This is a genomic window from Flavobacterium xizangense, from assembly GCF_054075145.1.
Map to the genome: position 1 here is coordinate 1 of NZ_JBSIPG010000076.1, position 279 is coordinate 279.

Annotated in this window: 1 protein-coding gene; it reads left to right on the forward strand. The window is 35.5% G+C overall.

Annotated features, from left to right (window positions below; all coding sequences use genetic code 11):
- Positions 1 to 279 (forward strand): DUF4270 family protein (locus tag ACWA1B_RS22575; RefSeq protein WP_456910845.1); only part of this gene is annotated, 279 nt, incomplete at both ends.

A 279-nucleotide genomic window follows, 5' to 3' on the forward strand; every position in this document is an offset into this window, starting at 1 on the left:
TTTCAGTGCAGCAGAGTATAAAGATAGTATTACGACGGATGGTAAGAAAACAATCACAAGGGTAAAGCCTGAAATGCGTTTGCACTTAAACAAGAAGTTTTTTCAAGATAAAATATTAAATGCCCCTTCTTCTAAGCTTGCAACAGAAGATGTTTTTCAAGAATACTTTAGAGGTTTGTACTTTAATGTAGAAAGGTCTGGATCAAACCCTAGCAATATGGCATTGATGGATTTTAGCGCTGGAACGATTACAGTTTATTACAAAGCTAAAACAGCGTC